Raw genomic sequence first — 24,063 nt, 5'->3', positions numbered from 1 at the left:
GGGGGAACGTAAATCAGCCGGATGCTGCTTGCAGCAGACAGAATTCGTTGGTTTCCGGATCGGCCAGCACCACCGCCGGTGCATTGGCCGGGGGAGTCTCGGAACTGATCGGCGACGCGCCCGCGGCTTGCAGTCGGGCGGCTTCCTCCACGGGGTCATCGCTGGGGAAAGCGATGAGATCCAGATGAAGACGACTGCGCTCGCCGAGCGCTTCGGGGGTGCGGAGGAATTCCAGCCACGGACCCTGACCGGTGGCCGAACGGATTCCCGCATAGCGGGCGCTGTCGTGCGTGACGGGCCAGCCCGCGGCCTTCGACCAGAATTGCGCCAGGCGCAGGGGATTCTCGGTATCCACCACGATCGCCGCCACCGAACCGGTATCCACATAGTGCTCACGCGGCTCGAGCACGCAGAATTCATTGCCCTCCGGATCGGCCAGCACCGCCCACGGCACCGCGCCCTGCCCGATATCGATCCGGCGCGCACCCAGGGACAGCGCCCGATCCACCTGTACGCGTTGATGATCCAGCGATCGGCTGGACAGGTCCAGGTGGATGCGGTTCTTCGCCGCCTTGGACCGGCGGGCGGGGAGGAAGGTGAGCGCCACATCCAGCCCGTCCGGGTCGGATGCGGCCACATCGACCCCGTCGGGACGATCGAGTGCCACCTCCCAGCCTAGGAGTTCGGCCCAGAAGCGGGAGACGCTCCTGGGCTCGACGGCATCGAACACCACGCATGCCAGACGGGTGGACATGGTTTCCACGGTAGCCGCCGCCCGGGGTGCCGCGTACCCGGTTTCGCGGAACCGAATCCGGCTGTCGGCCCAGGTCGGCGGTCAGTCCGGCGAGTCGAAATGAAACCGGGCGCGCCGCAGGTCCACCCGATCGTCGAGGACCGGACAGCCCTCCGCGGCGAGCTGCACCAGTTGCCGGTGCGCCAAATGTGGTGCGGGCGTGCCATTTGCGCGCAGCACCCGATGCCACGGCAGATCCGCGGAATCGGTGCGCATGATCCAGCCGACGGTGCGGGGCGTGGACAGACCCGCGGCGGCGGCGATATCGCCGTAGGTGGCGACCCGGCCGGGCGGAATGGCCGCCACCAGCTCGCGGACTCGCTCGACTTCGGCATCGGAGGTGGGCATGGGCGGGCTCCTCGGGGTCGCGTTTCAGAGCACAGCGTTTCAGAGCACGGCGCGGACGAGCGCGGCGGTTTCCGCGGGCAGTTCCTGCGCCACCATGTGATCGCAGTCGAATTCGTGCACGGTCAGCCGGTCGCCCAGCTTCGCGGTGAGCGCCGCGCGGAAGGCCGGGGTCACGAACGGCGGCTGCACCTTCCTCGCCTGCACCAGGATCGTGGGCAGCTCCGGCGGTGGCAGCACGAAATCGCGGGCCAGCTGACCCCAGTACGAAATGATCGCGGGCAGGGTCATGCGCCAGGCCAGCCGGCCGTCCGCGGTGGGCACCAGATGCTCGGCCAGTTCGGCCTCGAGCACCTGCGTTTCCACATCGGCCCAGGCGGTCTCCAGCTTGTCGAACCGGGCATCCGCCAGGCTCGCGTAATCCGGGTGCGCCAGAGTGGAATCCGCGATGCGCAGCATGAGCTCCGGCGCCAGGCCGATCGCCGGATCCAGCAGGACCAGCGCGCGCACCAGCTCGGGATGGCGCCGCGCCAGATGCACGGCGGCCGCCGCGCCGAACGAATGCCCGAGCACTACCACCGGTTCGCCGGTCCGCGCCGCCAGCGCCGCCACCAGGTCCGCGACGATCGTTTCGAAATCCCACGGCGGCACGCCGGTCGACCTCCCGTGCCCCCGCAGATCCGGCGCAATAATCCGCACATCGGGCAGCTGCTGCTCAGCCAGCGCCTGCCAGCGTTGACCGTGCCCGGTCAAGCCGTGCAGCGCCAGCACAACCGGACCGGTCGAAGGACCGAAATGATGAATATGAAGATCGGACACCCCGACCATTCTGCTGCCTGCCGGCGTGCGGCTCCACCCGCCGGCGGTCCGCATCGCGGGTCCGCGGCGGGCGTTTCCGCTGTGACCGGCGGCACGGCCAACACATGGCAAACGGAACGTGTCGGGGCGGTCTGTTGAAATAGCCGACGTGATGCGATCGGATAGCTCGGTGCAATTGGTGCGCCGGGCCGAGGCAGCCTCCCACCTCCGGGAGTGGGATGCCGCCCTCCGGCCGCTGTTCGACGACCCCGGCATCGATCCCGGCTGGCGGCCGTGGCAGGTGCTGGGCGGTCCGGGCGCGGGCAAGACCGCCCTGCTGGTGGATATCGCGGCCGAACGCATTCTGGCCGGGGCGGATCCGGAATCGGTGCTGGTGCTCACCTATTCGAAACGGGCCGCCACCGCGGTGCGTAATGCCATTACTGTCCGAATTGCCGAGGCCGATCCATTGCTGGGAGGGGTACCAGGCGCCACTCGCGGCCCATTGGTGCGCACCCTGCACTCCTATGCCTTCGGTCTCCTGCGCACCGTGTCGGCCACCCACGGCAATCCGCCCCCGCGCCTGCTTACCGGTTCCGAGCAGGACATTGTCATTCGGGAAATGCTGCGCGGCGAACTCGCCGACGAGGCGCCGGACTGGCCGGAGCGGCTGCATCCCGCATTGCCCGCCGCTGGATTCGCTGAACAGTTGCGGGATCTCATGCTGCGCGCCACCGAGCGCGGACTCGGTCCCGAGGACCTCATCCGGCTCGGACATACCCACGGACACCCCGAATGGGTCGCCGCCGGGCGATTCCACGAACGCTACGAGCAGATCATGCTGCTGCGCTGGTCGGTCGGTATGGACGTACCCGAGGCCAGTGCGCCCGCCCTCGACGCCGCCGAACTGGTCGGCGCGGCCCTCGATGCCCTGCTGATCGACGCCGAACTGCTGGCCGCCGAGCGCGATCGGCTGCGCACCGTCCTCGTCGACGACGCCCAGCATCTGGATCCCCTTGCGGCCCAACTCGTTCGAGCCATCGGCAGTGGCGCGGCCACCACCGTGATCGCCGCCGACCCCGACCAGTCCGTCTTCACCTTCCGCGGCGCCGACGCCCGCTTCGCCGCCGACCCCGATGCCCCCGCCGACCGCCGAATCATCCTGCGCCACAACCACCGATCCGCCACCGCCATCCAGGAGGTCGTCTCCCGCATCACCTCCCGCCTCCCGGGCGCCGGCCCGCACCGCATCCGCCCCGGAGCCCGGGACGCCGCGAATTTCCTGCGCGATATCGCCCCATCCGATACCGACGCATCGAACGGTCACGGCGGTGTGAGGGTTCGGGCCGACAAGGCGGGTGCGATCGCGCCGCCCGGGGACGGCACGGCCGAGTGGGATGTGCGGTCCGACGACGAGATCCTCTGGGAAGAGCCGCCATTCGAGGGTGAGGTGCGTGTGCAGGTGCTCACCACCCCGGCCAAGGAAGCCGCCCTCATTGCCGACCACCTCCGCCGCGCCCACCTCACCCACGGCGTCCCCTGGTCGAATATGGCCGTCATCGTCCGCTCGGTCCCGCTGTCCCTGGCCCCCCTGCGCCGCGCCCTGCTGGCCGCCGGTGTGCCCGTCCGCCAGCCCCCCGCCGACGTCCCCCTCGCCCGCCGCCGCGGCGCCGCCTGGGCCCTGCTCGCCCTGCGCGCCGTCACCGCCGGCGACCCCACCCGCGTCCGCCATCCCCGCCCCATCCCCTTCACCGCCGACGATGCCCTCGACCTCCTCGCGGGCCCCCTCGGCGGCGCGGACCAGATCAGCCTCCGCCGCCTCCGCCGCGGCATCCGCCGTACCGTCCTCGAACTCGGCTACCCCGACCGCGCCCCCGAGGATCACGACGGCGACGAACCCGTCCGCACCGCGGATTACCTTGCGAGCGAGCGCTATACGACCATGCCATCGACGGTAGCGGACGCCACCGACAGCGACGGCTCGTCCTCGGTGAGCGCACCGAACGACTCGGTGGCGGCCACCGACTCGCCCGCCGGTGACGGCGGCTCCGGTCGCATCGAACCTGCCGCGGACTCCGGTGCTGCCGTGCCAACGCCGGTCGCCACTACAGCGGGAGGCGAGGCGCGCCGCAGTACCGGCCGTTCCGCCGCGGATCTCGACGGCGATGGTGCGGGTGCTGATCGCTTCGCGGATCTGGATCGGTCGTCGGCGGAGATTCTGCGAGATCTGTTGGTGGGGGCGGGGAATCGGGTGCTGCTCGAGCGGCTCACCGAGGTGGAGGCCGCACCGTTGCGGCGGGTGCTGAAGGCGCTGGGGCGGGCGCGCAAGGTGCGGGGGGGCGGGGGTGGGCTGGAGGACACGCTGTGGGGGTTGTGGACCGGATCGACGCTGGAGCGGCGCTGGGTGGGGCAGTCCGAGCGCGGGGGAGCGGTGGGGCTGCAAGCCGACCGCGATCTCGATGCGGTGGTGGGCTTGTTCGAGGCGGCCGCGGCCTATGTGGACCGGCTGCCGCACGCCACCATCGAGGGTTTTGTGGAATACCTGGAGCAGCAGGTGATTCCGCAGGACAATGCGCCGCATACCGATCCGGGCGAAGCGGTGACCATCTGCAGTGCGCACGCCGCCGCGGGCCGGGAGTGGGACACCGTCACCGTCGCCGCGGTGCAGGAGGGCATCTGGCCCAATCTGCGCCCGCGCGGCACCCTGCTCGGTGTCGAGGATCTGGTGGATCTGCTTGCCGGAGTGGGGGATACGGGTGAGAAGGTGAGCCGTGCCGCCCCACTGCTCGCCGAGGAGCGGCGACTGCTGCTGGTGGCGTGCAGCCGGGCGCGCCGTTCCCTGCTGGTGACGGCGGTCGAATCCGTCACCGGCGACCAGGATCTGGTGCCCTCGCGCTTCCTCGCCGAACTCGACGCCGACGCGGCCGACGGGCAGCCCGGCCGCATACCGCCGCCGGTCGATCCCGGCCGCGCCCTCGCCATGCATACGCTGATCGCCGAATTGCGCAGTGCCGCATGTGATCCCGAGACCACACCGGAGCGCCGCTCCCGCGCCGCCCGCCAGCTTGCCCGGCTGGCCCGGGCCGGGGTGCGCGGTGCGCACCCGGACGACTGGTACGGCACCGCCGAACTGTCCTCCGAAAGTCCGCTCTGGAACAGCGAGGACGGTTCGGTCGCGCTCTCGCCCTCCACGGTGGAGCAGCTCAAGACCTGCCCGCTGCGCTGGGCGCTGGAACGCCACGGCGGCAGCGACGGCGAGAATCCGCACGCCCTCAAGGGCAATCTTGTGCACACGCTGGTGCAGGCGCTCGCCGGTCAGGTCACCGAGGCCCAGGTCAAAGTCGCGCTGGTCAAGGCCTGGAAAAAGGTCGATCCCACCGCGCGCGACGGCGAGAACTGGTACTCCCGAGCCGAATTGCGCCGCACCGAAACCATGGTCGACACCTTCCTGGCCTGGTTGCGCAATACCCGCGACGAACTCACCTCCATCGGCGTCGAGGTGCCGGTGGACTGCATCCTGCCCGCACGCACGCCCGGCGAACTCCCGGTGCGGATCAGCGGGCGCATGGACCGCCTCGAACGAGATGCCATGGGCCGCTTCGTCATCGTCGATGTGAAGACCGGCAAGACGCCGATCACCAAGCAGGCGGCCGAGGAGCACGCGCAGCTGGCCACCTATCAGGTAGCGGCCGCGGCGGGCGCACTCGGCGACGGCGAACCCGGCGGCGCCCGCCTGGTCTACGTGGCCAAACCCAGCGCCCGGGACGGCGCGGCCACCGAACGCATGCAGCCCGCACTCGACGACGGCGGAATCGAGCTGTGGCGCGGCGTGATCCACGATGCCGCGGCCTCCTCGACCGGTCCCAGCTATCTGGCCATGCGCAATGAGGGCTGCCGCCACTGCAAGGTCGCGGGCAGCTGCCCCGTCCAGGACACCGGACGCCAGGTGACCGACGAGTGAGCATCACTGCTCGTCAACTCGCCGATGCGCTGGGCCTGCCGCCCCCCACCGACGAACAGGCCGCGGTCATCGAGGCCCCGACCGGCCCGACCCTGGTGGTCGCCGGTGCGGGCGCGGGAAAGACCGAGACCATGGCGGCGCGTGTGGTGTGGATGGTCGCCAACGGCCTGGTCGAACCCGAACAGGTGCTGGGCCTCACCTTCACTCGAAAAGCCGCCCAGCAGTTGACCACTCGCATCCGCACCCGGCTGTCCCGCTTGGCGGGTGCGCCGCTGCTGCGCGATATCGACCCCACCGGCCGGCTGCGCGGTCTGCTCACCGGCTCCGAACCGGAGATCAGCACCTACCACTCCTACGCGGGCCGCCTGCTCACCGAATACGGCCTGCTGCTGCCCGTCGAACCCACCGCCACCCTGCTCACCCAGACCCAGCTCTGGCAGCTGGCCTACCGCGTCGTCTCGACCTGGGACGGTGACCTCGAGACCGACCGCAGCCCCGTCTCGGTCACCGAAGCCGTGCTGGCGCTCTCCGGTCAGCTCGCCGAACACCTGGTGGAACCGCGCCAATTGGCCACCGCCCATGTGGAATTGGAGCGGCTGATCTTCACGCTTCCGGCAGGCCCGCGCCAGAAGGGCGGCCCCAAGAAGACTCTCACCGATCTCGTCGACACCCAGCACGAACGAGTCTCCCTGCTGCCGCTGGTGGAGCGCCTCGCCGAAGAGCTGCGCCGTCGCGGCGCCCTGGATTTCGGCGCCCAAATGTCCCTGGCCGCCCGCCTCGCCGCCCTGCACGCCGAGGTCAGCGTCGCCGAACGCACCCGCTTCCGCCTCGTCCTGCTCGACGAATACCAGGACACCGGCCACTCCCAGCGCATCCTGCTCTCTGCTCTTTTCGGCGGCGTCCACACCGCACCGCTCGCCGACTCCGAGGGCGAGGCAGCACGCGCGCAGCGATCAGCGCCAACTGGACACCAAGCGGCGCAGTCGAATCGGTCTGCCGCTGACGAAGCCGCCGTACCCCCGCGCGCGGGAGGAGTCGAGGGTGAGGCGCTCACCGGACAACGCGCCGAAGTCCAGCCGGGACCGCTCGCGGTGACGGCCGTCGGCGATCCTATGCAGTCGATCTACGGCTGGCGCGGTGCGTCGGCCGCGAATCTGCCCCGATTCGCCACCGACTTCCCCAGTGCGCCAGGGGTTCCCGCACCTATCCTGCCGCTCATGACCAGCTGGCGAAATCCCCCGGAGGCCTTGGATCTGGCGAATCTGGTGGCGGATCCACTGCGCATCGCAGCAGCCGCGGGTGGCGGTGTCACGGTGGACGCGCTGCGGCCGCGGCCGGGTGCTACACCGGGTCTGGTGGCCCTGGCGCTCACGGATACCGTTGCGGATGAACGGGTCTGGGTAGCCGAGCGGATCAAGGCCGAATGGGAGGCGGCGGCGGACGCGGGGTCGGAACCACCCACCTCGGCGGTACTGGTGCGGCGCAATGCCGATGCCGCGCCGCTGGCGGAGGCCCTGCGCGAGCAGGGCCTGCCGGTGGAGATCGTCGGCCTGGGCGGACTACTGCACACCCCCGAGGTCGCGGATATCGTTGCGACACTGCGCCTGATCGCCGATCCCGCCGCCGGTGGCGCGGCAATGCGCATTCTCACCGGGGCCCGCTGGCGCATCGGCGTCGCCGATATCGCCGCGCTGTCCCGGCGGGCCCGCGAGCTCTCCATTCGCCGCCCGCCCGGCCAATCGGCGGATATCACCGATACGGCCGGGCTGGACGCGGCCCTGCGGGAGGTCGCCCCGGAGCCCGCCGAGCGCGCGGGACTCGGCGACGCCATCGCTGATCCCGGTGCGGCAGAACAGTATTCGGCGACAGGTTATGCGCGCATCGTGGTGCTCGGCCAGGAACTCGGCGCTCTGCGCGAACGCGGCGGACAACCCCTCGCCGAACTGGTCGCGGACGTCGAACGCACCATCGGCGTCGGCGTGGAGACCCAGGCCCGCCGGGCGGTGGCCGCCGCCGGACGCGAACACCTCGACGCCTTCGCGGATGTGGTCGCCGGATACTCCGCCGACCACCGCTCCTCCCTCAGCGGCCTGCTCGACTTCCTCTCCGCCGCAGAGGAAGTCGAGAACGGCCTGGAACCCGGCGAGGTCGAGGTGGCACACGATCGGGTGCAGGTGCTCACCGTGCACGCCGCCAAGGGACTGGAATGGGAGGTGGTGGCCGTCCCGCATGTGGTGGACGGCACCTTCCCCTCGGGCACCGGCACCACCACCTGGATGGGCGCGCTCGCCGAACTCCCCACCCACCTGCGCGGTGACCGGCAATCGGAGGGCGCGGGCGACGGCGTCCCCGTCCTGAGCCTCGACGATATCTACGATCGCGCCGATCTGGAACGCGCTCTCGACTCGCACAAGAAGGCTCTGGGCCGACGCCGCCTGGATGAGGACCGCCGCCTCTTCTACGTGGCCCTCACCCGTACGGAGCGCGCGCTCTTCGTCTCCGCTCACCACTGGGCGGAGACGGGCGCGAAGCCCAAGGGCCCCTCCGACTTCCTGCTGGAACTGAAGCAGGCCACCGAAGTGCCCGGCTCCGCGCTCTCCCGGGGTGTGCGCATCGACCGCTGGGACGATCCGCCGCTGCCCGATACCGCCAACCCCTTCACCGATAATCCGCTCACCGCGTCCTGGCCCCGCGACCCGCTCGGCGCCCGCCGGGGATCGGTGGAAGAGGGTGCGGCACTGGTCAAGACGGCCCTCACCGCGCTGCATGTCGAATCCCGGCCCGAGCAGATCGAATTCGACTTCGGGCTGACCGACTCCGGCGAATTCGTCGACGCGGACGAATTCGACAGCGACACAGCGGATTCAGCGGACGACCCGGACGACCCCGAGGGCTGGGCATCGGATGTCGATGCCCTGATCGCCGAGCACCTCGCCGCCGATCAGGCGATCCGCGAGGTCGAGCTCCCCGGCCAGCTCGCCGCCACCTCCCTGGTGGACCTGCGCGCCGATCCCGCGAAACTCGCTGCCCGCCTGCGCCGTCCGCTGCCGTATCCGCCGAGCCCGTTCACCCGCCGCGGCACCGCCTTCCACGCCTGGCTGCAACGCTGGTTCGGCGCGGGCCGGTTGCTGGGCTTCGACGAACTGCCCGGTGCGGCCGATACCTCCGACAATGACGCCGAACTCGTCCGCCTGCAGGAGGCCTTCCTCGCTTCCGAGTGGGCCGACCGCAATCCGGTCGAGGTCGAGGTCTCCTTCGAAACCTCGCTGGCCGGCACCGTGATTCGGGGCCGCATGGATGCCGTCTTCCGGCAGGCCGACGGCACCTGGATCGTCGTCGACTGGAAGACCGGCGGCGAACCCACTGCCGCCGAGGAGGATTCGGTCGCCATTCAGCTCGCCGTCTACCGCCTCGCCTGGGCACGCCTCGAGGCCGCCCGCACCGGCGCCCCCGAAGCCGACGTACTCGCCCGCACCACCGCCGCATTCCACTACGTCCGCACTCTCCGCACCATCGCCCCCGAGCATCTCGCGGGCCCGGAGGAACTCGCGAATCTCATCACCACCGCGGCCCCGCGGCGAGTTGTCGCCGAGCCCGAGCCGGCGGCCTCTCGACCGCGCGGCGCCCCGGACCGTCGCGGCGCCGACCCGGAGGCGCCCCCGCCTGTGGACGTCGATTCCCTTCGACGGCAGCCGGATTCGTCGCGTCCCCCCGATCCGGAACCCCCGCCGGAGGAGAACTTCCCGCCGGAATCCCCGTTCCAGGCGACCACCCCGGCACGCCCGGAAGTCGAATCCCCGCCCGACTTCGAGCCCCCACCGGATCCGGAATCCCTGCCCCCGGACCTGATTCGGTAGTCGCGACGCGCCCGCGACCGACACACCGTTGCGGGCGGCGGGCAGGTACGCTCCGGACCTGTGCCGCAGGAAGACGTCCCCGAAATGGCTGGTGATTCGCGTGTTCGGTGATTCTTCGAGGGGTTTGGCCCATCTCACCGACCGCCCGGATTTCGCGCTGGTCGGCATTCTGCGGGTGCCGACCGCGCAGGCCAGCCCCTGGCAGGCGCTGGTGCGGCGACTGGGTATGGCGGTGCTGCTGCTGGCCGTCGCCACCGCGGTGGTGTACTTCGGCCGGGACGGCTATCACGACAATGCCCGCGAGCGCATGTCGCTGCTGGACTCCGCGTACTACGCGACGGTCTCGCTGTCGACCACGGGCTACGGCGACATCACACCGGTCACCCCTACCGCGCGGCTCATCAATATTCTCGTGGTCACCCCGCTGCGGATCCTCTTCCTCATCGTTCTGGTCGGCACCACGCTGGCCGTACTCACCGAACGATCCCGGCAGGCTTTCAAGATTCAGCGATGGAGGCACAGCGTGCGTAATCACACCGTGGTCGTCGGCTACGGCACCAAGGGCCGCACCGCGATCGACGCCATGCTCGGCGACGGCGTGCAGGCCTCCAATATCGTGGTCGTCGATACCGATCCCGTGGTGCTCGAGGCCGCCGCCAATGCCGGACTGGTGACGGTGCTCGGCTCGGCCACCAGGTCCGATGTACTGCATCTCGCGGGTGTCGCCCGTGCGTCCGCGGTGGTGGTCGCGGCCAATCGCGACGACACCGCCGTCCTGGTGACCCTCACCGCCCGCGAGATCAATCCCAAGGCGCGCATCTCCGCCGCCGTCCGCGAGGCCGAGAACACCCATCTGCTGCGGCAATCCGGCGCGGACTCGGTCGTGGTCTCCTCCGAGACCGCGGGCCGTCTGCTCGGCATCGCCACCACCACCCCCAGCGTGGTGGAGATGATCGAAGACCTGCTCACCCCCGAGGCCGGCTTCGCCATCTCCGAACGAGAGGTCGACCCCGAGGAGATCGGCGGTTCGCCCCGCCACCTCCGCGATATCGTCCTCGGCGTGGTCCGCGCGGACGTTCTCATCCGTGTCGGCGATCCCGAAACCGATGCCCTCGAAACCGGCGACAAACTCCTCTACCTGCGCCGCGTCCAATCCTGAGCGCCCCGAACCAGTTCCGGGTACGGCGAAGGGCAAGATAGACACTGTGCCTGAGTTCCAGCTGAATGCGGTCCCGATTCTTTCCCGTACCACTCTCGATCGGGCGGAACACCTTCGCGCCGATGAGCAAGCACTGAAAGAGGGCTGGCCGCAGGCCAAGCTGCTACGGATGAACAAACGCGGCCAGGTCCGCGTCGAGGGCAATACGGTCGTGCTGGAATCGACCACCACCCTCGCCGCCGAACCGGCCCCCGACGCCGTCTTCCTGGGTGTGGACGGCGACCTGCACCTGTGGGCGGTGCGCGACAACACCATCGAGGGCTCGCTCTCGGACCTGCGCGCCTACGGCGCCACCCTCGAGCTCGACGATTTCGGCACCGGCCTGCTCTCCACCGCCATCGCCCTGCTGAACTGGCATGACAAGGCGCACTTCAGCGCCGGCGACGGCACCCCCACCACGATCACCAACGGCGGCTGGTCGCGCACCAGCGAATCCGGTCACGAAGAGTTCCCGCGCATCGACCCGGCCATCATCTGCCTCATTCACGACGGCGCCGACCGCGTCCTGCTCGGCCGTCAGCACACCTGGCCCGAGGGCCTGTTCTCGCTGCTGGCCGGTTTCGTGGAGGCCGGTGAATCGCTGGAACGCTGCGTCGAGCGCGAACTGCGCGAGGAGGTCGGCGTCGACGTCCGCGAGATCACCTATCTGGGCAGTCAGCCCTGGCCGTTCCCGCGCTCGCTCATGCTCGGCTTTTCCGCCGTCGCCGATCCGGAGCAGCCGCTGACGTTCCACGACGGCGAGATCGTCGAGGCGCACTGGTTCACCCGCGCCGAGGTCCGCGAGGCGCTCGCGGCCGGGGCCTGGGGCGGCGCGAAGACCGATGCCCGCCTGCTGCTGCCCGGCTCCATCTCCATCGCCCGCACCATCGTCGAATCCTGGGCTGCCGCAAGCTGATCCGGGACGAGAAGAAGCCGCACACCCCTCGGATGTGCGGCTTCCTTCGTTCAGCGGCGGCTCAGCTGATGCTGGCGAGGGCCTGCTTGACCTGCTTGAGGCTGGGGTTGGTGGCGGTCGAGCCATCGCTGTACTTGATGGTCGGCACCACGTGGTTGCCATTGTTGACGCTGCCCACGAACTCGGCGGCGGCCGGATTCTCTTCGATATCGATCACCGTATAGGTGATGCCGGCCTCGTCGAGCTGGGTCCGGAGGCGTCGGCAGTAGCCACACCAGGTGGTCGAGTACATGGTCAGGTCCGTTGCAGTCACGGACTGTGCAACACGTCCCCCGCTGATCGTGTTCCCTCGGCCCGAACGTGATCACGACCGGGGGTTGACATGGATTTAGTATGCGCGCATACTAAATCCATGAACACGATCGCAACTGCCACCGCCACTTCGACCGCCGCTCCCGCCGCCTTCTTCGAGAAGTGGGGCGATATGGCCACCTGGTCCGAATGGAACCAGGACACCGAATGGGTGAAGCTCGACGGCCCGTTCGTCCAGGGCGCCACCGGCACCCTCAAGCCCAAGGGCGGACCCAAGGTTCCGTTCATCGTCGAAAAGCTCACCGATACCGAATTCGTCGATGTCTCCAAGCTCTTCGGCGGTCGCCTCACCTTCGCTCACAAGGTCACCACCGGCGAGCGCACCACCGTTTCCGTCACCGTCAGCATCGACGGCCCGCTGCGCTGGTTCTGGACCAAGATCATGGGCGCCGATCTCGCCAAATCCGCTCAGCCCGACCTGAACGCGCTGGTCGTCGCCGCCGAGGCGGTGCGGGCATGAGCAAGTACTGGCTCGCCGTCGTCTCCCGTGATCACGTCCGGCGCGGCGTGGAACTCGGTATCGCACAGGCCAATCACGGCAAACGCGCCCCGGTGGAGCGCATGCAGCCGGGGGACGGATTCGTCTACTACTCACCCCGGACCGGCATGCGCGAGGGCGAGCCGATCAAGGCGTTCACCGCCCTCGGCATCATCGACGATCAGCCCGTCTGGCAGGCCGACGATCAGGGCGGTTGCTTCCGCCCCTGGCGGCGGGCGGTCGACTACGACAAGACCGCCGCCGAGGTGCCCATCGACCGGCTCCGCGGCGAACTCGACCTGACCAGCACGCCCAACTGGGGGATCGTGCTGCGGCGCGGCCTGGTCGAACTGACCGCCCACGATTTCGCCGTCATCTCCCGCGCTATGGTCGGCGAGTGACGGCGCCCGGTGAGAACAATGAATCCGAGCACTTGCTGCGCTCCGATTTCGGCGCTGAGGAAAGTCCGGGCTTCTTGCTCTGGCAGGTGACCAACCGCTGGCAGGCCGCCCAGCGGGCGGCCCTGGACCCCTTCGACCTGACCCATGTGCAGTTCGTGCTGCTGGCCGCACTGACCTGGCTCACCGGCAACTCCGGCGGTGAGCCGGTCATGCAGCGCGATCTGGCCGCCCAGGCCGCGACCGACCCCATGATGACCTCGCAGGTGCTGCGCGTCCTGGAGAACAAGGGCCTGATCGAACGCCGCGACCATCCGCACGACCGCCGCGCCAAATCGCTGGTGCCCACGGAAACCGGTGTGGCCCTGGTGAATCGGGCCATCGTCGCGGTCGAATCCTGCGATCGCGAATTCTTCGCGCCCCTGGGGGAGAACACCCCCGATTTCACCGTCGCCCTGCGCCGGCTCCGCGACCGGGGCTGAGCGTCAGGCCGCTGCCGGACCGGATTCACCGCGCGACGGGCGATGCGGACGGTCGGGACCGGTCCCCGTCCGCCACTTCCCGTCGGTGTAGGTCTGCCACAGCAGTGACCAGACGATCAGCGCCAGCACGCCGTACACCAGTCCGATCGGACCGATGTGCACCGCGAAAATTCCCAATACCACCGCGATCGCCGCGCAGGGGAGCGGATAGCCCAGGATCGAGTGCCAATCGGCGCCACTGCGCAGTCCACTCAATCCCGTGATCACGAAATATGCTGCGGCGCCACCGCACAGCACCCACCCGATGCCCGTCGTCACATGGCTGTCCGCATGCGCGATGGTCATGCCCAGACCCGCCGCGATCGTGGCGATCGCGCCGGTGACCCCGCAGTGCGTCGCCATAATGTGCTGCCACGGGACTCTTCCGGTCGTATCCGCACCACTCATCAAGCGGGGAATCGCGCCGAACATGAGGGTCAGAGCCCACAACCCCGCGAGAATCGTGAACGACCCGAAACCCAGCACGAGCACCCGCGCCGTCCAGGCCTCCGAGCCGACGGCGTCGATCACCGCAATGACGCCCTCACCGAGCACGATGATCACGTACAGCCCGAGCCGTTCCCCGAAATGCTCCGGATCGGCATGCACCGCTTTGATTTTCGGTACCTCGATATCGTCGAAGCGATGGGACCTGCTCAGCCGCCAATCGAGCTTCTGCTGCGCCTCGGCCAGCATGCGCTCGCCGCTGACCGCGAACATCAGGTACAGGTCGATCACCAGTCCCGCCGCCCACCACCAGTACTTCCCCGGTTCGCCCACCCACAGCGAGACGATCCACGGCAGTACCCCGAGGGTCAGCTGAGCGACCGGCCAGTCGACCACGATCCGCCCGCGCCCCCAGATCTGCGCCGTGAACACCCGCAGCACCACATATACCGCCGCGAACGTGGTCGAATGCCGATCCGGCACCCCCGTCACCGCCGCCGCCATCAGGCCGAGCCCCAGCATGGCCGCGAGCATCAACCCCTGGTGCGTGTGATCGCGAGCGACATCGCTGTACAGCGTGATGCAGGCCCACGCCGTCCAAAACGCCAGGTACAGAATCAAATACAGCGCCAGCTCGCCGAGCGAGGGCCCACGATGCAGCAGATGCGTGAGCTCACTGATCCCCGCCACCGCGACCAGATCGAAGAACAATTCCATCCAGGTCGCATGCCGATCATGCGTCGTGCCCTCAGCGGGTGCGTTATTCGCCACGCGGGCACGCTAACCCGAGATGCCCCCGCTCGCCCGTAGGCCGCGCGCCGAGATCAGGCTGTCGGAGGGCAACGGGCGGGCGGGCTGTCGGAGGGCACTGTCATGATGGTGCGCGTGACTGCCGCCCCAACACAGCAGGCCAAACTCCGGCTCGACGAACTCGATGCCGAGCAGGCGGCCGCTGTGCGCGCACCGCGCGGTCCGGTATGCGTGCTGGCGGGGGCGGGTACGGGCAAGACCCGGACCATCACCCACCGCATCGCGCATCTGGTGTCCGCCGGGCATGTGCGCGCCGATCAGGTGCTGGCGGTGACCTTCACGGCCCGGGCCGCGGGGGAGCTGCGCAATCGGCTGCGGGCGCTCGGGCTGGGCGGTGAGGCCGGTCAGGTGCAGGCCCGCACCTTCCACGCGGCGGCGCTGCGGCAGCTGCGCTATTTCTGGCCGCAGGTGGTCGGCGATGTGCCGTGGAAGCTGCTCGACCGCAAGTTCCCGGTGGTGGCCCAGGCCGCGGGCCGGGCCGGGCTCGGCACCGATACCGAAACCCTGCGCGATCTGACCAGCGAAATCGAATGGGCCAAGGGCTCACTCATCGCACCGGAGGATTACGCCGCCGCGGTCGCGCGGCTGCAACGCGACGCCCCCTTCGAGGCATCGAAGGTCGCGGCCGTCTACTCCGGCTACGAATCGGCCAAGGCCACCTCGGACGGCATCCTGCTGGACTTCGACGATCTGCTGCTGCACACCGCCGCCGCGCTGGAGGACTACGCCTCGGTCGCCGAGGAGTTCCGCGGTCGCTACCGCAGCTTCGTCGTCGACGAATATCAGGACGTCACACCGCTGCAGCAGCGTGTGCTCGACGCCTGGCTCGGCGAGCGCGACGATCTGACCGTGGTCGGCGACGCCAACCAGACCATCTACTCCTTCACCGGCGCCAGCCCGACCTTCCTGCTGGACTTCTCCCGCCGCTTCCCCGACGCCACGGTCATCCGCCTGGAACGCGACTACCGCTCCACCCCGCAGGTCGTCTCCCTGGCCAATCGGGTGATCGGCGCCGCCCGCGGCCGCATTGCCGGAACCCGGCTGCAATTGATCGGCCAGCGGCCCGAGGGCCCCGAACCGGGCTTCGCCGAATACGACGACGAGCCCGCCGAGGCCGCCGCCGCCGCGAAAGCCATTGCGGCCCTGCTCGAAAAGGGCACCCCGGCCGCCGAGATCGCCATCCTCTACCGCATCAATGCCCAGTCCGAGGCATACGAGCAGGCGCTCACCGAGGCGGGGATCCCGTATCAGGTGCGTGGCGGCGAAGGCTTCTTCAATCGCCCCGACGTCCGCCAGGCCGTGCAGGAGCTGCGCAAGGCCGGCGCCCGCGACGATCTGCCCGATGCCCGCGGCGCCGAGCTCGTCACCCTCGTGCGTGCGGTCCTGGCCCGCCTCGGCCTCACCAATGAGGAACCCGTCGGTGTCCAGGCCCGCGAACGCTGGTCCGCGCTGGTGGCGCTGGTGGCGCTCACCGAGGAACTGGCCGGCCACGAACCCGAACTCGATCTGCCCGCCCTGCTGCGCGAGCTCGCCGCCCGCGCCGAGGCCCGCCACCCACCGACCGTGCAGGGCGTCACCCTGGCCTCGCTGCACGCGGCCAAGGGGCTGGAGTGGGACGCCGTCTTCCTGGTCGGCCTCGCCGACGGCACCCTGCCGATCCAGCACGTACTCGGTTCGGACGGAACGGTGTCCGATGAGGCCGCGCTCGAAGAGGAGCGCCGCCTGCTCTACGTCGGCGTCACCCGTGCCCGCGTACACCTTCAATTGTCCTGGGCGCTGGCACGTTCCGAGGGCGGTCGTAAGGTTCGCCGCCGCTCCCGCTTCCTCAACGGCCTGGTCCCCGACGATTCGCCGGCCTCCCGCATCGCACAGCACACCATCGATCGCCGGGGCCCCAAGCGCGTGCACCCGACCTGCCGGGTCTGCGGCCGCCCGCTGCTCAATACCCAGGCGACCATGCTCGGCCGCTGCTCCCGCTGTCCCGCGGATATCGACACCGAACTCCTCACCGCCCTCAAGGATTGGCGCAAGGAGAAGGCCGACGAGCTCTCACTGCCGCACTTCGTCGTCTTCAGCGATACGACCCTCACCGCCATCGCCGAACAGCGCCCCGCCGACGACGGCGCCCTGGTCTCCATCCCCGGCATCGGCGCCAAGAAGCTGCAGACCTACGGCGCGGACGTCCTGGCCATCATTCGAGCCCGCAACCAGGGCTGACTACCGCGGCTACTCATCCAGCCGTGCCCGCTGCCACCAGGCGGCGGGCACGAGAGTTTGCGAGAGGCGCACAAGACCACAAAACTGCTGGTCAAAAATAAGTTGTGTGCATCCGTATATGTACCTAATGTGGTTCGCATGCACCCGGGAGGACATCCCGGCGTGCATGCGACATCTATCGGCTACGAGCGCAGGACGGGAGGCAATAAGAACATGAACGGCATCGTGAACATCACCGCTACCGGTAGCACCGGCTATTTGGTGACGACCCCGGTCGTCTCCGTTCCGTCGGCCTCCCGGGGGATCCTCGCTATGCAGGGGATTCGTCTGTCCGGCCGTAATGGCGATCTTGGTCTTCAGGGTTTTGCAACCGAAACCCAAGCGGCACAGACGATCGTCATGAAGCAGGACAAGCCCAGCGGTGGCTGGCACCCGGTAGTCGCAGCAGCGGCTCCCGGCACGCACGCAGCCCGCCTCCGCGATATCCACCTAGCGACCGTGATCAGGAGTCGACACCGAAGTCGACTCGGGTAGGGGACCACTCCCCGGACCTTCTGGCCACGGATCGCCTCAGAGCGAAACCGTGGCCATAGTTTTATCGGCACCAGCCACGGCACCGGTTTCGCGAAATACAACGCAACGTCTTCCACAAGACGACCGCTGCACGAGCTGAAGGAGAACGACGTGTCCACCACGGTTATCCGTGACCGCGTGACATGCCGCAACAACGTGGCCTCGACCCCCCGTATCCGCCGGGGCGTCACCATGACCCTGCCTTGTCGAGACGGTAACCCCGATCTCTGGTTCGCCGAGAACCCTGCCCAGCTGGAAGAGGCGAAGGTGCTCTGCGCCAGCTGCCCGATCCGGCAGGGCTGCCTGTCCGCCGCCATCGATCGCGCCGAGCCCTGGGGAGTGTGGGGCGGCGAGATCTTCGACCAGGGTGCGGTCATTGCCCGCAAGCGCCCGCGTGGTCGCCCGCGCAAGGTCGCGGTGGCATGACAGGCCTGACGGCCGGGGGTGACAAAGAACGCATACGACCCGCTTACTTCTTTGTAAGCGGGTCGTTTTGCGTCCAGGGGCTGTGAGTCCGGGGGTTGTAAGCCGTTGTGCAGCGCGGTAATTCAGCTCGCGGTGCGGTATTCCTTGTAGCCGGGGACCCAATCCTGCATGAGCTTCATGAAGGGCAGTTCGGCGTCGAGCTGAGCGCAGATGCCGATGGACCCGCCGAGTACCCGGAAGATCATCACGTACTCGGCCGGGAGTTGCAGGGCGCGAGCGGTTTTCATCATGTCTTGATTCGTGAGATCGGTGGCCTTACCGGCGACGCGCTGCATCCACTTGCGGGTGAAGTGGAAGGTCTCGGTCTTGATGGGGTCGGTGAAGGGACGCAGGTAGTCCTGAATCTCCTGGTGGCTCACCGTCTTTCCGGGGATGACCCAGCCATTGGTGGTCATCAGCTCGGTCAGCTCGTCGAAGCGCTCCTCGACGGCCAGCGCCACCATCTGGCCCAGAATGGGCGGGAAACCATTGGGCAGCGGTGCGCAGGCGCCGTAGTCGATGACGGCGAGGCGGCCGTCCGGCATGACCATGAAATTGCCGGGGTGCGGATCGGCGTGCAGCAGCCCCGCGATCGCCGGTGAGGAGAAATGGAATTCGCCCATCAGCGCGGCGACGCTATTGCGCTGCTCCAGCGTGCCCGCCGGGTCCTCCATACCATGCGAGATGACCTTGGAGACCGGCGTGGCATTGTCGAGCCACTCGGTGACGATCACCTTGGGGGCGCTGGCCACCACCTTCGGCACCAGGAAGCGCGGATGGCCCTCGAAGGCCTTGGCGAACTGGCGCTGATGCCCGCCCTCGATGCGGTAGTCGAGTTCTTCCTCGGTGCGCTCGCTGATCTCGGCGAGGATCGGCTTCACATCGGCGCCGGGAATGATCGCGCCCATCATGCCGGCCATGCGGTTGAGCGTCTTGAGGTCGGCGCGCAGGGCTTCGTCGGCGCCCGGGTACTGCACCTTCACCGCGACAATGCGGCCGTCGGACCATTCGGCCTTGTGCACCTGTCCGATACTGGCCGAGGCGGTGGGATTGTCGTCGAATTCCCGGAAGCGTTGCCGCCAGCCGGTTCCGAGCTGCTGGTCGAGTTGACGGTGGACGGCGGCGGTCGGCATGGGCGGGGCCGCTGACTGCAATTTGGTGAGGGCTTCGCGGTAGTGCTCGCCGAACTCTTCGGGCACGGCCGCTTCGAATACGGACAGCGCCTGCCCGAATTTCATCGCCCCACCCTTGAGCTCGCCCAGAACCGCGAACAGTTGTTCGGCGGCCTTCTGGTTGAGTTCCGCATTGATTTCCTGCTTATCGCCCCCGGCCAGTTTGCGGCCGAACCCCACGGCCGCCCGCCCTGCGATGCCGAGTGGAATTTTCGCCAACTTGGCATTGCGGGAAGAGCGCTTGCTCACAATCTCTGACACGTTCCCATCATGCCGATGTCCCAGACGGTTCGCCATGGGAATCAGCTGTAATCGCGGGTCCAGGGCGTGAGTGGGATCCGTCACAGCAACGCCTCCCGGCTATTGCCGCGCGCCACGGGATCGGCCTCGGCGGAGGGTATTTCGGTCGCGGGAGGCGCACCGGCAGCTTCCTGGCCATCGTCGGCGGCCTCGGTGCAACCGCAGTGCGGATGCACCGACCAGGGCCGGAACTCCAGGTGGTGTGAGTCCAAGTCCAATTCCAGCGTCGAGTTGAGGGTGGCGGGCGCCCGATCGTCGCGGCCGTGCGCAATGGTCTCGACCTCACCGAGCGCCAAGGCCGCGGTAGCCGCGATGCCGGCGGGGGAGAGGTGACCCACGCGGCCGAGTAACTGGGCACACAGGTGTGGCCAATCGGGATCATGATCACAGCGGTGCAGATCGGCGCAGCGCAGGCAGCTGGTGGCGCCGGGCAGCACCAGCGGGCCGATCACACCGCGCCCGTCCCGAATGCGCACCTGCAGGTGCGGAATGCGGCGTCGCATGAGCTCGGCGACCAGCGCCGGATCGGGCACCAGCGCATCGGCGAGCACCACCAGATCGGGAGGCGCGGTGCGCTGCGCGTTGGCCACGGTGCGCTGTGTGGCGGCGTGGCCGGGAGCGGAATGACTGGGCCGCAAGCCGATTCGCCGCAGACCCTCGATCAGCGCATCCGACAGCGGCCCGCGCCCGTGCACCCGCACCGTGCGCAATCGCGAGCCGGTGTCCTCCCGGGCCAGCAGCCCGGCGGCCGCCATCTCATCCAGCAGCGTCCGGGTGGTCCCGGCGTCGAACCCCAATTCCCCGGCGTGCGAAAGGATCTCGGATCGGGTGTGCACCCCGTCCAGAAGGCGCAGCAGCGCGGGCACGGCCTCCGCGGGGCCCGGCGGCCGCAGCACCACGGCATGCCCGGGATCCCAGCCCAACTGCACCAGCCCATTGCACCGCCGCAGCACCGCGATTCGCGGATGCAGCATCGGCCCGTGCGTACGTGGCAGCATTGTCATAGCAGCAGTCTGCGCGCCCCCGAAAACCGAACAACCCGTGAAAACGCTTAACCACCAGCGCTTTCACGGGTTATCCACAAGTAGCTCAAAGGGATTGTGCACCGCGGCGAACCGTGTGGACAACCCGATCGGGGTGCTCAGGAGGCGGGCTTGCCGCCCTCGTCCTCGTCCGGCTTCTCGCCCGACTCGGCCCTGTCGCTGTCGGCCTTGTCCATCGACTCCTTGGCCGCGCGCTCGCGTGCCTCGGTCTCGGCCAGCTGGGCCATCGGATCGTCGAAAGCTGTTGTCCCGCCGCCGAGCACGGTATCGATGAACCCGGCCGGCGCGTCCAGATCGGAGGAGTCCGGCAGCAGATCCGGATGCGCCCAGATCCCGTCGCGCTTCTCGACACCGGCATCGGTGGTCAGTCGCCGCCACAGGGTGGCCGCCTCACGCACCTTGCGCGGCCGCAATTCCAGCCCGACCAGGGTGGCGAAGGTCTGCTCCGCCGGACCGCCGGTCGCCCGGCGGCGGCGCAGCGTTTCGGCGAGCGCGCCCGCACCGGGCAGCCGATCGCCGACCGCATCGGTCACCACGGTCTCCACCCAGCCCTCGATGAGCGCGAGCAGGGTCTCCAGGCGATCGAGCGCGGCCTGCTGTTCGGGCGTGGTCTGCGGTTCGAAGGTGCCCTGCGCGAGCAGCTCCTCCAGCTTCGACGGATCCTGCGCCAGCGTCATGGGATCGAGGCCCGCCGCGGCCTGCTCGATGGCCGAGAAGTCCATCTTGATGCCGCGTGCGTAGTCCTCGACCGCGCCGAGCACCTGCTGCCGCAGCCACGGCACATGGGCGAACAGCCGCTGATGCGCGGCCTCGCGCGCGGCGAGATAGACCAGGATCTCGCTCTCCGGCTGCTCCAGGCCGGCGCTGAATTCGGCAATGGCCGTGGGCAATAGCGCCGCGGTGCCCGCGGGGCCGAGCGGCAGGCCGATATCGGTGGAGGTCAGCACCTCCTTGGCGAGCTGGCCCAGGGCCGAGCCCAGCTGCGAACCGAAGGCGAGCCCGCCCATCTGGCCGAGCATGCCCATCATGGGCGCCGCGAATTCCTTGGCCTCGTCGGGCAGGGTCGCGGTCCACATGCCGGAGACCTGTTCGGCCACCGGATCGCAGAGCCGCTTCCAGGTGGGCAGCGTCTCCTCGATCCAGTCGTTGGCGGTCCAGGCGACGGTCTTGGTGGCGCCCGCGGGCAGCGTGGTCACCGCATCGAGCCACAGTTCGGCGAGGTGCGCGGCATCGGTGACGGCGCGCTGGGCGCCGGCGGTGACGGGCGTGACGCTCGAACCGAGCTGCTGCCGGGCCAATCGCTTGGCGAGGTCGTAATTGACCGGACCGGATTGGCCGCCCGGCTGGCTCATGCTGGTGAACATCTGACCCAGCTGACTCAGCATCTGCCCCAGTTGCGAGGGATCGAATCCGCCGCCGCCCGGACCACCGAATCCGAACGGGTTGTTCGCACCAGAACCGCTGGACTCGTCACCGGGCTTGCGCTCCGGGTCGTCGTCACGATTCGAGAATCCGAACGGAATGTCACTCATACCTACTACGGTACTGGAGCCGCGGATGGGGCGAACCGCAGAGCGGAGCGCGGCATTCGAGTGCATCACCAGTACCCTTGGCCGCGTGAACCGTCGGATATTCACCCTGCTCGCTGCCTTGATCCCGATTCTGGCGCTCGGGATCGCAGGCAGCGTTATCACCGTCCCGTTTGTGGCGCTCGGACCTGGTCCGACGTTCAATACGCTGGGTGAGGTGAATGGAAAAGAGGTGGTAGAGGTGCGTGGCGCACCCCTGGACCCGACCACCGGCAATCTGAATATGACGACGGTCTCCGTTCGCGACCAGCTGAATATCTTCGAGGCGTTCGGCCTCTGGGTGGATGGTCAGCACGGTCTGGTTCCGCGTGCCGAGGTGTATCCGCCCGGGGTGTCGCGTGACGAGATAGACAAAAGCAATCAGCAGGACTTCAAGGACTCCGAAGACAATGCCGAATTGGCCGCATTGCATTTCTTGAAGATGCCCACGGTGGTGCGTTTGCGCGCGGTCACCGAGGACGGGCCCGCCAAGGATGTGCTGCGCAAGGGCGATGAATTGGTGAGCGTCGCCGGTAAGCCGATCGCGAACTCCACGGATGTGGTGTCAGCGGTATCGGGCGCCAAGCCCGGCAGTGCGATTCCGGTGGTGTTCCGCCGCGACGGGACCGAGCAGACCGCCGAGATCACCCTCGGTGCGCGCCCGGACGATTCCAGCAAGGGCTACCTCGGCATCACGCCGGGCGAGTACGCCGCCGGCACGCTCGAAGCCGACTTCAACCTCGCCGAGATCGGCGGTCCGTCGGCGGGCCTCATGTTCACCCTCGCCCTCATCGACAAGCTCACCCCCGGTGAATTGAGCGGCGGCAAGTTCGTCGCGGGCACCGGCACCATCGACCCCGACGGCAAGGTCGGCCCGATCGGCGGCATTCAGTACAAGATGATCGCCGCCCGCGAGGCCGGCGCGCAGACCTTCCTGGTCCCCGCCGCCAACTGCGGTGAGGCCGCCCAGCGCACTCCCGACGGCCTGCGCCTGGTCAAGGTCGAAAACCTCGCCGCCGCAGTGCAATCCCTGGACGACCTCAATGCCGGCAAGGACGTCCCCAGCTGCAGCTAGACGTCCGGGCCGCAGCGAGATACAGCTGCGGCCGGACACAGCCGTCCGGAAACAAGAGTCGCGCCCGCTGCCTGATGGCAGCGGGCGCGATGTCGTTCCGCGTGTGCCGTCAGTCGTCCGGCTCGTTGTCGAGTGTCTGCCGCACGGCCTCGACCAGGTTCGGCGCGAGGTTCGGCGCCGTGCGCAACTCGAGGTCGCCGAACGGGTCTTCCTCGTGTTCGGCGGGACGCACCTGCAGCAGCGACAGCGAGGTGCCGTCGCGGAGCACGCCGACGAACAGGCGCGCGTCGCGGCGCTCCGGGTGTGTCACCGCGGCCTGGCGCCCGGCCGAGTCGGCGGCGTCGGGATCGGCGAGCAGCGGTGCGATGGCATCGTCGAGGGTCTGTTCGGCATCCGGCGGCAGCACCACGATCTGCTGCACCAGCACGCAGCCCTCGACGGCCGACGGCCAGCTGGTGGTGGCGAGAAATTCGTCGAGTGCGCGCGGATGGTCGCCGTTGATGTCCTCCGGGAACGGTTCCTGCGCAATGGGAGTCAGGGCGTCCTCGGAGTCGACCTGATCCAGCAGCGAAGGTTCGGCGGCTACCAGGTCCACGGTCGGTACCAGCGCGAACATCTGCGGCGGACGGTCCCAGCCTTCACCGTCGGCGTACTCGGCGACTTCACGGATGCACCGGTACAGGGCGGATGCGGCCCACTGCTCAGGGTTCACCCGACAATCCTCGCATCGGCTTCCGAAAGTCTCGAGTGCGGGTG

The 24,063-nt window shown here is 68.8% G+C and carries 19 protein-coding genes; 10 read left to right on the top strand and 9 right to left on the bottom strand.

Annotation, left to right across the window (positions count from 1 at the left end; genetic code table 11):
* Positions 1 to 13 precede the first annotated feature (13 nt).
* From OG326_RS37015 to OG326_RS37005, 3 genes are all read right to left on the bottom strand, one after another.
* Entirely contained in the window at positions 14 to 754 is a 741-nt protein-coding gene (locus tag OG326_RS37015; RefSeq protein WP_327141766.1) for a VOC family protein, read from the bottom strand.
* 81 nt (positions 755 to 835) lie between these two features.
* Positions 836 to 1,141: an MGMT family protein gene (locus OG326_RS37010; RefSeq protein WP_327141765.1), complete on the bottom strand. Its 306-nt coding sequence runs from the start codon at positions 1,139 to 1,141 to the stop codon at positions 836 to 838.
* A gap of 39 nt (positions 1,142 to 1,180) precedes the next feature.
* A complete protein-coding gene (locus OG326_RS37005) occupies positions 1,181 to 1,966 on the bottom strand; it encodes an alpha/beta fold hydrolase (protein ID WP_327141764.1) in 786 nt (261 codons plus the stop codon).
* A 142-nt stretch (positions 1,967 to 2,108) separates the two neighbouring features.
* On the opposite strand from OG326_RS37005, the gene OG326_RS37000 reads away from it, so the two are divergent.
* From OG326_RS37000 to nudC, 4 genes are all read left to right on the top strand, one after another.
* Positions 2,109 to 5,897, top strand: coding sequence for an ATP-dependent helicase (locus OG326_RS37000; RefSeq protein ID WP_327146692.1), 3,789 nt, complete (start codon positions 2,109 to 2,111; stop codon positions 5,895 to 5,897).
* On the top strand, positions 5,894 to 9,754 hold the full coding sequence (locus OG326_RS36995) for an ATP-dependent helicase (RefSeq protein WP_327141763.1): 3,861 nt from the start codon (positions 5,894 to 5,896) through the stop codon (positions 9,752 to 9,754). Before OG326_RS37000 ends, OG326_RS36995 begins: the two co-directional genes overlap by 4 nt.
* A gap of 100 nt (positions 9,755 to 9,854) precedes the next feature.
* Entirely contained in the window at positions 9,855 to 10,913 is a 1,059-nt protein-coding gene (locus tag OG326_RS36990; protein WP_442790871.1) for a potassium channel family protein, read from the top strand.
* Between the two features lie 46 nt (positions 10,914 to 10,959).
* On the top strand, positions 10,960 to 11,868 hold the full coding sequence (gene nudC, locus OG326_RS36985) for an NAD(+) diphosphatase (RefSeq protein WP_327141761.1): 909 nt from the start codon (positions 10,960 to 10,962) through the stop codon (positions 11,866 to 11,868).
* A 61-nt stretch (positions 11,869 to 11,929) separates the two neighbouring features.
* On the opposite strand, the gene OG326_RS36980 is transcribed toward nudC, so the two are convergent.
* Positions 11,930 to 12,181, bottom strand: a complete 252-nt coding sequence (locus tag OG326_RS36980; protein ID WP_327141760.1) for a mycoredoxin — start codon at positions 12,179 to 12,181, stop codon at positions 11,930 to 11,932.
* Between the two features lie 99 nt (positions 12,182 to 12,280).
* Here OG326_RS36980 and OG326_RS36975 point away from each other — a divergent pair, with 99 nt between their 5' ends.
* From OG326_RS36975 to OG326_RS36965, 3 genes are read left to right on the top strand one after another with little or no spacing between them, the layout of a single operon-like run.
* Entirely contained in the window at positions 12,281 to 12,700 is a 420-nt protein-coding gene (locus OG326_RS36975) for a hypothetical protein (RefSeq protein WP_327141759.1), read from the top strand.
* Positions 12,697 to 13,119, top strand: coding sequence for an EVE domain-containing protein (locus tag OG326_RS36970; protein WP_327141758.1), 423 nt, complete (start codon positions 12,697 to 12,699; stop codon positions 13,117 to 13,119). Before OG326_RS36975 ends, OG326_RS36970 begins: the two co-directional genes overlap by 4 nt.
* On the top strand, positions 13,116 to 13,598 hold the full coding sequence (locus OG326_RS36965; protein WP_327141757.1) for a MarR family winged helix-turn-helix transcriptional regulator: 483 nt from the start codon (positions 13,116 to 13,118) through the stop codon (positions 13,596 to 13,598). The genes OG326_RS36970 and OG326_RS36965 overlap by 4 nt, the downstream gene beginning before the upstream one ends.
* 3 nt (positions 13,599 to 13,601) lie before the next feature.
* Here the strand turns inward: OG326_RS36965 and OG326_RS36960 are convergent, their stop codons facing one another.
* Complete coding sequence (locus OG326_RS36960; protein ID WP_327141756.1) at positions 13,602 to 14,855, bottom strand: low temperature requirement protein A; 1,254 nt, start codon at positions 14,853 to 14,855, stop codon at positions 13,602 to 13,604.
* 102 nt (positions 14,856 to 14,957) lie between these two features.
* Here OG326_RS36960 and OG326_RS36955 point away from each other — a divergent pair, with 102 nt between their 5' ends.
* Positions 14,958 to 17,111 (top strand): ATP-dependent DNA helicase UvrD2, encoded by a 2,154-nt coding sequence (locus OG326_RS36955; protein ID WP_442790870.1) that lies wholly within the window; start codon positions 14,958 to 14,960, stop codon positions 17,109 to 17,111.
* A 711-nt stretch (positions 17,112 to 17,822) separates the two neighbouring features.
* Positions 17,823 to 18,110, top strand: a complete 288-nt coding sequence (locus OG326_RS36950) for a WhiB family transcriptional regulator (protein ID WP_297612622.1) — start codon at positions 17,823 to 17,825, stop codon at positions 18,108 to 18,110.
* A gap of 122 nt (positions 18,111 to 18,232) precedes the next feature.
* On the opposite strand, the gene OG326_RS36945 is transcribed toward OG326_RS36950, so the two are convergent.
* From OG326_RS36945 to OG326_RS36935, 3 genes are all read right to left on the bottom strand, one after another.
* Positions 18,233 to 19,618 carry an ABC1 kinase family protein gene (locus OG326_RS36945; RefSeq protein WP_327146690.1) on the bottom strand — a complete coding sequence of 462 codons (1,386 nt, stop codon included), beginning with the start codon at positions 19,616 to 19,618 and terminating at the stop codon, positions 18,233 to 18,235.
* Positions 19,619 to 19,662: 44 nt separating this feature from the next.
* Positions 19,663 to 20,625 carry a TOMM precursor leader peptide-binding protein gene (locus OG326_RS36940; RefSeq protein WP_327141755.1) on the bottom strand — a complete coding sequence of 321 codons (963 nt, stop codon included), beginning with the start codon at positions 20,623 to 20,625 and terminating at the stop codon, positions 19,663 to 19,665.
* A gap of 137 nt (positions 20,626 to 20,762) precedes the next feature.
* Positions 20,763 to 22,196, bottom strand: a complete 1,434-nt coding sequence (locus tag OG326_RS36935; RefSeq protein WP_327141754.1) for a zinc-dependent metalloprotease — start codon at positions 22,194 to 22,196, stop codon at positions 20,763 to 20,765.
* Between the two features lie 85 nt (positions 22,197 to 22,281).
* Between OG326_RS36935 and OG326_RS36930 the strand changes: the two genes are divergently transcribed.
* Entirely contained in the window at positions 22,282 to 23,307 is a 1,026-nt protein-coding gene (locus tag OG326_RS36930) for a YlbL family protein (RefSeq protein WP_327141753.1), read from the top strand.
* Between the two features lie 109 nt (positions 23,308 to 23,416).
* Here OG326_RS36930 and OG326_RS36925 read toward each other — a convergent pair whose 3' ends face one another.
* Complete coding sequence (locus tag OG326_RS36925) at positions 23,417 to 24,019, bottom strand: PPA1309 family protein (protein WP_327141752.1); 603 nt, start codon at positions 24,017 to 24,019, stop codon at positions 23,417 to 23,419.
* Positions 24,020 to 24,063: the final 44 nt, after the last annotated feature.

This window comes from Nocardia sp. NBC_01327, from assembly GCF_035958815.1.
Classification (GTDB): Bacteria; Actinomycetota; Actinomycetes; order Mycobacteriales; family Mycobacteriaceae; genus Nocardia.
Note: the sequence above shows the minus strand (reverse complement) of the source record. Positions and strands in the feature narration are given on the sequence as shown.